The sequence below is a fragment of the Syntrophotalea sp. genome, assembly GCF_050253115.1.
GTDB classification, from domain to species: domain Bacteria; phylum Desulfobacterota; class Desulfuromonadia; order Desulfuromonadales; family Syntrophotaleaceae; genus Syntrophotalea; species Syntrophotalea acetylenica.
On sequence record NZ_JBFWJQ010000097.1, the window covers coordinates 1 to 9385 of the forward strand.

9 protein-coding genes and 2 pseudogenes are annotated in these 9385 nt (G+C 56.5%); 2 read left to right on the plus strand and 9 right to left on the minus strand.

Features of this window, described 5'->3' with window-relative positions; genetic code table 11:
• Positions 1 to 395 precede the first annotated feature (395 nt).
• Together AB7E65_RS10005 and AB7E65_RS10010 are read left to right on the plus strand one after the other, a co-directional pair.
• The gene (locus AB7E65_RS10005; RefSeq protein WP_072285706.1) at positions 396 to 1415 is read left to right on the plus strand and encodes a hypothetical protein; all 1020 of its coding nucleotides are present in this window, start codon (positions 396 to 398) and stop codon (positions 1413 to 1415) included.
• Between the two features lie 260 nt (positions 1416 to 1675).
• Positions 1676 to 2266 carry a hypothetical protein gene (locus AB7E65_RS10010; RefSeq protein ID WP_428745808.1) on the plus strand — a complete coding sequence of 197 codons (591 nt, stop codon included), beginning with the start codon at positions 1676 to 1678 and terminating at the stop codon, positions 2264 to 2266.
• Positions 2267 to 2564: 298 nt separating this feature from the next.
• Here the strand turns inward: AB7E65_RS10010 and AB7E65_RS10015 are convergent, their stop codons facing one another.
• The 9 genes and pseudogenes from AB7E65_RS10015 to glmM all read right to left on the minus strand — a co-directional run.
• Positions 2565 to 2720 (minus strand): hypothetical protein, encoded by a 156-nt coding sequence (locus tag AB7E65_RS10015; RefSeq protein WP_169824166.1) that lies wholly within the window; start codon positions 2718 to 2720, stop codon positions 2565 to 2567.
• 165 nt (positions 2721 to 2885) lie between these two features.
• The gene (locus AB7E65_RS10020) at positions 2886 to 3212 is read right to left on the minus strand and encodes a ComEA family DNA-binding protein (protein ID WP_072502079.1); all 327 of its coding nucleotides are present in this window, start codon (positions 3210 to 3212) and stop codon (positions 2886 to 2888) included.
• Positions 3213 to 3445: 233 nt separating this feature from the next.
• Entirely contained in the window at positions 3446 to 5020 is a 1575-nt protein-coding gene (cimA, locus tag AB7E65_RS10025; protein WP_072285710.1) for a citramalate synthase, read from the minus strand.
• A gap of 43 nt (positions 5021 to 5063) precedes the next feature.
• Positions 5064 to 6296, minus strand: coding sequence for an aspartate kinase (locus tag AB7E65_RS10030; RefSeq protein WP_072285711.1), 1233 nt, complete (start codon positions 6294 to 6296; stop codon positions 5064 to 5066).
• 268 nt (positions 6297 to 6564) lie between these two features.
• Positions 6565 to 7047, minus strand: coding sequence for a tRNA (adenosine(37)-N6)-threonylcarbamoyltransferase complex ATPase subunit type 1 TsaE (tsaE, locus tag AB7E65_RS10035; protein ID WP_320362053.1), 483 nt, complete (start codon positions 7045 to 7047; stop codon positions 6565 to 6567).
• 4 nt (positions 7048 to 7051) lie between these two features.
• Positions 7052 to 7501 (minus strand): CBS domain-containing protein, encoded by a 450-nt coding sequence (locus AB7E65_RS10040; RefSeq protein ID WP_072287969.1) that lies wholly within the window; start codon positions 7499 to 7501, stop codon positions 7052 to 7054.
• 45 nt (positions 7502 to 7546) lie between these two features.
• Positions 7547 to 7924 (minus strand): annotated as a pseudogene (gene acpS, locus AB7E65_RS10045) (holo-ACP synthase); the annotation flags it as partial.
• A gap of 1 nt (position 7925) precedes the next feature.
• Positions 7926 to 8645 (minus strand): pyridoxine 5'-phosphate synthase, encoded by a 720-nt coding sequence (locus tag AB7E65_RS10050; RefSeq protein ID WP_072285713.1) that lies wholly within the window; start codon positions 8643 to 8645, stop codon positions 7926 to 7928.
• A 2-nt stretch (positions 8646 to 8647) separates the two neighbouring features.
• Positions 8648 to 9385: pseudogene (gene glmM / locus AB7E65_RS10055) on the minus strand (phosphoglucosamine mutase); the annotation flags it as partial.

Sequence of the window (9385 nt, forward strand, 5' to 3'; positions counted from 1 at the left end):
CGTGAATAATCGGAAAAACCATTGCCCATGAAGGCCAAAATCGAAAAATTGATGGTGTTTTTAATCCCAACGGATCAAGTCGTCGGAGATTTCTCTCAGTCGATGATCAAGTCCGACAAGCTCCTAGAGGAAGCAAAAACACCAACCCAACCCCTCCTAAGCCGAGGTCGTCTCATCCCAAACCGGCCCCCCCCTGTAACAAGCCCTGACCGATTAGCCGCTCGTGGTCATCCGCCTGGGCGGATGACCACCCTGCGCGCGGTTGGAATGTTGCGATTTCTTTGCGAAAAGATATTCTTCAAGAACACCTCGTGCGACAAGCATCAGAGCCCCGGCCATGATCGAGGGACCACCGGGCAACTCATATTGTCCCCTGGCCTGAAAGATCGCCACCTATGGATGCGAACAGAAGCCTCCTGCAGCGATTGTGCTATGCAATACTGGCCGCGATCTGGCTTCTGACCTGCTGCATGCCGGCTGCCGCTCAGCCGCCAGGCAACAGGGACAAGCTGCTCGATACGTATCGCCGGAATCTGGCCCGCCTGGATGAAAACAGCTTCGGCCTCCCTCTTCTTGTCCAATCCTCCGAGCAGGGCGAGCACTCGACGGTGGATGTTTACGGGATTTTCGAGTATCCCTTCGAAGAGGTCGTTGACACCCTCAGAATACCGGCAAACTGGTGCGACATTTTATTTCTCCACCCGAACATCAAGGCAAGCACCTGGCAGAAACGGCAGAACGGCTGGGCTCTGACTCTCTACCTGGGCCGCAAAAAGTATCAGGCGCCGGAAGACACCCACCCGGTCCTTTACAACTTCCGGATCGCGAGCCAGCAGCCGGACTACCTGCGCATAGCGCTGACCGCCGCCAGCGGGCCTTTCGGCACCAGAGACCATACCCTCTGTTTCGAGGCCCTGCCGCTGGACAAGCACAGATCTTTCGTCCACGTCAGGTATGCCTACAGCAGCAGCGGAGCCTTTCGTCTCGCGGAGCAAGCCTACTTCGCCACCCTTGGCCGCAACAAAATCGGATTTACGACAACCGGCACGGACACAAATGGCCGCCCCGTCTACATAAAAGGTCCGCGGGCGGCACTTGAACGCAACGCCGTGCGGTATTTTTTTGCTTTCCAGGCCTTTATGGATACGCTGAGCGTCCCGCGGGAAAGCCGCTTTGCAAAGAGAATCCACCGCTGGTACGCACTGACAGACGCTTACCGAAGACAGCTTTATGAGATGGACAGGGAGGATTACGCGGCGACAAAGACCCAGGCCTACAAAAACCAGCAATGGCTTCAAAGAAACATTGAAACAGCAACCCCACGGTCATCGCGTATCACCAACAGGATTCTCCGCTACCGGGCAAAAAGCAACGTGATGCTATACACTTGTTTACGCAGGAATTTTGTCATCTGAATGCCTTGAAGTCCGTGACATGCCGGAAGCGCCTTGCGCACCATGCCACCGCAGTCCGCAGACGCTGCCGACAGCCTCAAAAACGATGAGCCGGTTGTTGCGCCGCAGCAGCGCAGACGCGCCAGTCTGCCTGTGCAGGCAGACTCGCCGGGATACCGGAAACCAGGGGGGGGGACGGTCGCACTGCCATGCGCGCAAAAAACCGGACAAGGTATGGGGTGTTCAAGGAGACGGAACTGCCCCTGGAGGTGGTAATCCTGATGCTTGGCGGACTGGCCATGCTGATTACGGGGTTGCTGCTGTTGCCGGTGTCGGCCGGCTTACTCCCGTACTATGCCAACGGTTTGTATGGATTGTTACTCGTCATGTTCGCCCTTCAGGCGATATCCCTCGGAAAGACGCCCTTCGGCGACATGAAGAGGTCCAAGCCATTGCTCGTCGCCGGCGTGATGGTGGCTGCGGTGGGCATTGTCACCTGTTTCATCCCGGTTTTTGGCCTCATTCCACGGCTGCTCTTGTTTCTGTGTTTTGCCCCGGGCGGCCTGCTGCTGCTTTTGCAGATGTGTCTTTGCAAAGACAAGCTGAGGCGGTGGGCTGGCTACGGGGGGATTTCCCGACATTTGATTGCCAGTTGCAGCGCCGTCTATGTGCTCTCCATCCTGACCGGGCTTCTGGTGTGGAATGAGAACCTGCTGACGGTCGTGTTCGGCGTGTCGATGCTCGTCCCGGGCCTGGTTGCCACGCTCGTCATCGGTGTGATTCTTGCCGCGAACGGCTGTGTCCTGCTGTATCTTCTGAGCATCCTGGTCGTGCTGGACAAGAGCCCGGATGGCACCAAAAAGGTGGTTTGATTTCCTTTTCCGAAGCCCCCCCTCAACCTTGAAGGAGGTTCGATATGTTCACGTTTGAAGACGGCAAATCCTACCGCATGCCGGCCCATTTCGGCGGCTCCGCTTTCGACCCCGATGCCAGGATACCGCCCAGGAATCCCGTGGGCCAACATCTTTACCCTGCGGTTGTTTGTCGTATTTTAAAACAGGGAAGAAATCCCCCTCAAACAAAACAAAAAGGCCGGGAGCAAGGTCCGGCCTTTTTCAGATTACTGGCAAAATATAAAACGCAGTATTAAAACCTTTCCAGCATGGCAACTCAGCCCAGATACAGGTTGCGGCTGCGCGCACGATTGGCAAGGATGGTATGATCAATAATTTCACCGCAGGCAGAGCATTTCCAAGCGTCAAACACCCTCACGAAGTCGTAGTATTTTTCAGCATACATGCGGCCTTTGCACTTAGGACATCTCATGTTTTCCCCCTTGGTTGAATAAGTACTGCCTACAGGTAACGGGTATGTAAAACATCATTTCACGTCCCGTGCCAGTACTTGCCACATGTCGGTAAATTTTTTAAGGGGTCTAATGGAAATAGATAAAACATCTATTTTACAGACAGTTAGGAACTGGGTTTTAATTCAAAAAAATTTTTGAATGCGTCGAATCGTCCCTGGCCCGATCCCTCGCACCCTCTGCAGGGCCTGCAGACTGCCAAATGCGCCATTTTTTTGGCGCTCATCCATGATTCGTTCCGCCAATTTGGGCCCGATGCCCGGCAAGGCCTGCCAATCACTGAAGTTCATGGAATCGGGATGCAACGGAATCCCCAGGGTCATGCGCTGCGCCGCCGGCATAAATTTTCGCGATAAATCAATGGCATGCCCCTCTTGACAAACCAGTTCCAGAGTTTCGCCGCTGTGCACGGGCAACGAAACCAACAAATCGTTCCTGATGTTATCGTCCATTTTACAAGCCGCCATTTGGATGACGCGTTCCGCGAAAGTTGCGTCAAAAAAGTGATGGCACCCTGGATCTCGAAACCCCTTACCAAGGCAAACAGCCATATGATCGGGCTTTTGATGATAAAAAACCGGGCTATCCTCCCCCCAGGGGAAAATAGCCCGGCACATGCGCAGCAACACTATGGCGAGCAAAACGGCAACCAGGAGCAGCGTCCCGTTGTCTCGTCCCATGTTGGTCAGGTCCCTTTACTGTCTTTGAGAAGCTTGTACAAAAAGGCGTCTATCAGGGCATAGTAGGAGGCATCGATGATGTTGTCACTGACTCCAACCGTGCCCCATCGCATGGTCTTGTCGCCCGATTCGATAAGCACGCGCGTCACCGACGCGGTGCCCCGGCCCGCCGGCAGCACCCTGACCTTGTAGTCAAGCAACTGCATTTCCTTGATCTGCGGGTAGAAGTTTTCCAGAGCCTTGCGCAGGGCGTGGTCCAGTGCATTCACCGGCCCGTTGCCTTCGGCGGCGGTATGCTCGACATGGCCGCCAACCTTGATCTGTACGGTAGCCTCGGAAAAGGGTTTTTCCTCCCCTTCGCGCTTGCTGTCGATGACACGGAAACCGACCACCGAAAAAAACGGCCGCAGCGTCCCCAAGGCCCTGCGCATCAGCAGGTCGAAGGAAGCCTCGGCTCCCTCAAACTGGTAGCCCTGGTTTTCAAGGTCCTTGAGTCTTTCCAGAATCTCGATGGTCAGAGGGTCCTTGCTGTCAAGTTTGATGTTGAACTGCTCGGCCTTGGCCAGAATGTTGGAGCGTCCGGACAGATCGGAGACCAGCACACGACTGACGTTGCCGACCCGTTCGGGACGGATGTGCTCATAGGTTTCGGCATGGCGCTGAATAGCGGAAACATGAACACCTCCTTTATGGGCAAAGGCCGAATTGCCGACATACGGCTGATGCTTGTTGGGCACCAGGTTGGCCAACTCGTAGACAAATCGCGAGACCTCCCGCAAAGAAACAAGCTGTTGGTCCGTGAGGCACTGCTTGCCCATTTTCAACATCAACGACGGGATAATGGAACACAGATTCGCGTTGCCACAGCGTTCGCCGAATCCGTTGATGGTACCCTGCACATGCACACAACCGCAATCGATGGCCACCAGGGAATTGGCGACGGCGCATTCACTGTCGTTATGCGCATGAATACCCAGAGGGGTGGCAATATGCTTGCGCACCTCGGCAATGATCGGCGGCAGCTCAAAGGGCAGCGTGCCGCCATTGGTATCGCACAGTACGATGCAATCCACTCCGGCGTCCTGAGCCGCCCTGAGGGTGTTAATGGCATATTCGGGGTTGGCCTTGTAGCCGTCGAAAAAGTGTTCGGCGTCGTAAAAGACTTCGGCGACATTCTGCTTGAGATAGACCAGGGAATCATGGATAAGATCCAGATTCTCCTGCAGGCCGATGCGCAAAGCTTCGCGTACGTGAAAATCCCACGTCTTGCCGAAAATCGTGATGACGTCCGGCTCGGCCTGGATCAGAGTGCGCAGGTTGTTGTCCTTTTCGGGCGTACTTTTGGCCCGGCGGGTCGAACCGAAGGCGGCGATTTTGGTCTGTTTGATGGATGCCTTGCGGATTTTTCGAAAAAAGTCGATATCCTTGGGATTGGATCCCGGCCATCCGCCCTCGATATAATGAATCCCCAATTCGTCGAGCTTTTCCGCAATGCGGATCTTGTCCTCGACTAGAAAGGATATTTCTTCGGCTTGGGTACCGTCTCTCAGGGTGGTGTCGTACAATCGAATCGCAGTCATTGACCTACCTCGTGGCTGCCGCCGGACATCCGGTGGACAGTCTTTATTCAGCCCTGGTGTCTTTTTTGTCCAGACCGAAGGCCTGATGCAGAACGCGCACCGCCAGTTCCGTGTATTTGGCATCGACAATGCACGAAACTTTAATCTCGCTGGTGGAGATCATCTGGATGTTGATACCCTCCTGGGAGAGCACCTGAAACATCTTGCTGGCGATGCCGGAATGGGAGCGCATGCCAACCCCCACAATGGAAACCTTGGCAATGTTCTCGTCGCTGCGCACGCCAGCTGCGCCGATTTCCAGGGCGGTCTCCTCGACGGCCTTGAGGGCTTTTTTGAAATCGCCGTGCGGTACGGTAAAGGTCAGGTCGGTCAACCCGTCGTTGGACACGTTCTGGATAATCATGTCGATGGTAATATTGGCCGTGGTCAAAGGAGTGAACAGCCTGGCTGCGATCCCGGGTTTGTCCGGAACCCCCATTACGGAAATCTTGGCCTCGTCTTTGTTGTAGGTAATGCCCGAAACCAGAACGGTCTCCATATCCTCGTCCTCCTTGGTTACCAGGGTCCCTGGATTATCGTTAAAACTGGAACGCACGTGGACCACCACGCCGTATTTTTTTGCGAATTCCACCGAGCGGATCTGCAGCACCTTGGCCCCGAGGGATGCCATTTCCAGCATCTCGTCGTAGGAAATTTTATCGATTTTGGTCGCATCGGTAACGATGCGCGGATCGGTGGTATAGACGCCATCGACATCGGTATAAATTTCACAGACATCGGCCTTCAGCGCTGCGGCTACCGCCACGGCGGAGGTATCGGAGCCGCCGCGGCCGAGGGTGGTAAGGTTGCCTTCACGATCGACCCCCTGAAAACCGGCCACGACGATGATGTTGCCGTTTTTGAGATCCTCGCGAATATTTCTGTCACCGATCTCCTCGATGCGCGCCTTGCTGAAGGTGCTGTCGGTAATAATAGGAATCTGGTGACCCAGATAGCTCTTGGCCTTGTACCCCATGGAATTCAGGCACATGGACAGAAGCGAAATCGTGACCTGTTCGCCGGTGGCAACCAGGACATCGTATTCGCGCTCACTGGGAAAATCGCACATTTCATTGGCCAGGGTAACCAGCTTGTTGGTTTCCCCGGACATGGCCGACACGACCACCACCACATCGTTGCCGTCATCGTAGGTCTTGGCAACGCGACGGGCGACATTGCGGATCCTGTCCACGGTTCCGACCGACGTCCCCCCATATTTCTGTACTACCAGGGCCATAGTCCCCTTCCTCCTTTTCAATATGAAAAATCAGGCCGAGCGCCAACACCGGTTTGCATGCATCGGGTCGCTTGCCTGGATCCTTTCGGTCTGGTTCGGGCCGCGAGCCGTGCTTTCGCACCGGTCCGCGCCGTTCCCTGCCCTATACACAGCGTGGAAGCACTGGCGTACCGGCAAGGCGAAAGTTTCTGCATAACAGGAATCCGGTTGCCGGTCAAAGTATTTTTGCCGGCAATGTCGATCTGATCAGGGAATCCCCCCCGGACCTTTATTTTTGCCCCTGCCAGGCAGACTGCAGAGCCCGCAGCAAACGCTCTCCCCCTGTGCCGATAGCGTGTACCCGGATGCTGCGACGATCCATGCCCCGGTGACCGATATGAATATTCAGCCCGTCCTGGCACAGGTCCGGAAACCGCTCGGCCCATTCCACCACGGCGACACCGTCGCCGGGCAAATAGTCATCCAGGCCCAGTTCTTCCAGTTCGTCGCGGTCGGCAAGACGATAAAGGTCGAAATGGTAAAGAGGCAGTCGCCCTGCATACTGGTTCATCAGGGTATAGGTAGGACTGGTGACGGCTTCATTCTCGGATACGCCAAGACCGCGGGCAATCCCCTGCGTCATGCAGGTTTTTCCGGCCCCCAGATCGCCGTTCAGCAAAATGACCGCGGGGGCGCCGATCATTCGTCCCAGCCAGCAACCGAATCGCTGGGTTTCCTCTGCCGAAACGGTATCGACCTGCCATTGCGTCACAGCGTTAAAGCTCCATACTGCGGATGATGTCAAGTCGCGCCACAACGCCAAGCAGTTTGCCTTTGTCAACCACCGGCACCATGTGAATCCCTTTGTCGAGCATCAGGGAAACGATTTCGGATACCGGCGCGTCAGGCGTGCAGGTGGCGACATCCCGGGTACAGATTTCCTGCACCAGGCGGGCGGTCATTTTCCGCACCTGCTCGGCAAAACGGTCCTCGCTTTCCAGGTAAACCACCCAATCAAAGAGGGAAACCACTGTCGGGATGTGTAAAGCCTGATCCTGCGAGACAAGGTCGGTTTCCGTGACGATCCCCTGCAGCATCCCTTCATCGTCGACCACGGGCATGGCGCTGACTTTGGTCTTGACAAACAGGCGGGCGAGTTCCTCGACGCTGGTTTCCATGGAAACCGTGTGCACATCAACGGTCATGATATCGCGGGCCTTCAGCATACTTGTATCCCTTTCGAAACGATTTGAAAAACAGACCTGCGCACTTTCAAAAACAACGGTGGCAAAAGCGTAATCCCCGTCGTGGGTGCAGGACAGCAGATGCCGCTTATGGCCGTTCTCTTCAAACAGCCGGGCGGCCTGCCCCTGCAGGGCCAAAGCCGGCTTGCCGGCTGCATCGCGCACCACGATTATGTCCCGCCAGCGGATGCCTTGCCGCAAACCGGTGCCAAGCGCCTTGAGAAAAGCCTCCTTGGCGGCATATCTCACCGCCAGATGCGGCGCCGGATCTTTTTTGGACAGACAGTATTCCCGCTCCGCATCGTCAAACAGGCGTTCCAGCAACGCAACCTTTCCTTCCAGCACAAAACGGCGAAACCGCCGCACGGCTACCAGGTCGTTGCCCAGGCCACTGATGCCGGTCATATCAGGCGTCGCCCACCAATGCTTTCATCTCTCGTACCGCCCTCTCCAGGCCGACCAGAACGGCGCGCGAAATGATACTGTGCCCGATGTTGAACTCCCGGATGCCGCCGAGGGCGGCGACCGGCTTAATGTTGAAATAGGTCAGACCGTGTCCGGCATGCACCTTCAGCCCGAGCTTGTTGCCGGCCCTGATCGCGGCGGCGATCTTGTCGAGTTCCTTCTGACGCGTGAGCGGGCAGGCAGCATCGCAGTAGCTGCCGGTGTGAATTTCCACAGCGTCGGCCCCAAGCCGGTGCGACGCCTTGACCTGTTCCAGATCGGGATCGATGAACAGACTCACGCTGATGCCGCCTTGTCGCAAAAGATCCACGTGTTTTTTCAGCGGTTCCCGCAAGAGCGCCACATTCAGGCCGCCTTCGGTTGTCAGTTCCTGTCGCTTTTCCGGAACCAGGGTCGCCGCGTCGGGCAGTATCTTGAGAGCGATCCCGACCATTTCGTCGGTAGCTGCCATCTCCAGATTGAGTGGCACCTTGGCGGTCTGCCGCAGCAGCTCCACATCGCGGTCCTGGATATGCCGACGGTCTTCCCTCAGATGGATGGTAATGCCGTCGGCACCGCCCAGTTCCGCCAGAGCTGCCGCCGTTACAGGATCGGGCTCGCTGGTGCCGCGCGCCTGCCGGATGGTCGCCACGTGATCCACATTTACGCCAAGCAATGCCACGGTTAGTGCTCCTTTGTCCCAACGCCCAGATGCCGGTCGATGACGTCGGCGATTTCCTGGGCCATTTCAGTAATCTGAAGCTCGTCCTGGCCTTCCAGCATAATGCGCAGCAGCGGTTCGGTCCCCGAATACCGGATCAGCACCCGCCCGCTATCCGCCAGTTTTTCCTCGGCAGCCTTGATGGTCCGGGAAATTTCAGGAACGATATAAATATCCTGACGGCTTGCCACCCGCACATTCAGCAGAACCTGGGGCAGCGCCGTCATGACGCCGGAAAGCTCCGACAGGGGCTTGCCGGTACGCTGCATGATGGCCAGCAACTGCAGGGCCGAAACCATGCCGTCACCGGTGGTGTTGTGCTCGAGAAAAATCATGTGGCCGGATTGCTCGCCGCCGAGGTTGTAGCCGCCGCGGCGCATCTCCTCCACCACATAGCGATCGCCGACGGCGGTCTTGATCACACGGCCACCGGCGTTGCGCAACGCAATATCGAGCCCCATGTTGCTCATCACGGTCGCCACCAGGGTGCGATGCGCCAGTTTACCTTGCTGCAGCATGTCGAGACTGCAAATCGCCATGATATGGTCGCCATCAACCTCCTGGCCCTGCTCGTCGACAAATATGACCCGGTCGGCGTCGCCGTCCAGCGCCATGCCCAGATGTGCGCCGTGCTCCTTGACGGCCCTGGCAATCACTTCCGGATACAGAGAACCGCAACCCGCGTTGATATTGGAGCCGTT

Excerpts from the sequence above, each read along its gene's own strand:
- AB7E65_RS10030 (WP_072285711.1), bottom strand. The coding sequence starts at position 6,296 with ATGGCCCTGGTAGTACAGAAATATGGGGGGACGTCGGTCGGAACCGTG.
- AB7E65_RS10020 (WP_072502079.1), bottom strand. The coding sequence starts at position 3,212 with ATGGACGATAACATCAGGAACGATTTGTTGGTTTCGTTGCCCGTGCAC.
- AB7E65_RS10010 (WP_428745808.1), top strand. The coding sequence starts at position 1,676 with ATGCTTGGCGGACTGGCCATGCTGATTACGGGGTTGCTGCTGTTGCCG.
- cimA (WP_072285710.1), bottom strand. The coding sequence starts at position 5,020 with ATGACTGCGATTCGATTGTACGACACCACCCTGAGAGACGGTACCCAA.
- AB7E65_RS10015 (WP_169824166.1), bottom strand. The coding sequence starts at position 2,720 with ATGAGATGTCCTAAGTGCAAAGGCCGCATGTATGCTGAAAAATACTAC.
- AB7E65_RS10040 (WP_072287969.1), bottom strand. The coding sequence starts at position 7,501 with ATGCTGAAGGCCCGCGATATCATGACCGTTGATGTGCACACGGTTTCC.
- AB7E65_RS10005 (WP_072285706.1), top strand. The coding sequence starts at position 396 with ATGGATGCGAACAGAAGCCTCCTGCAGCGATTGTGCTATGCAATACTG.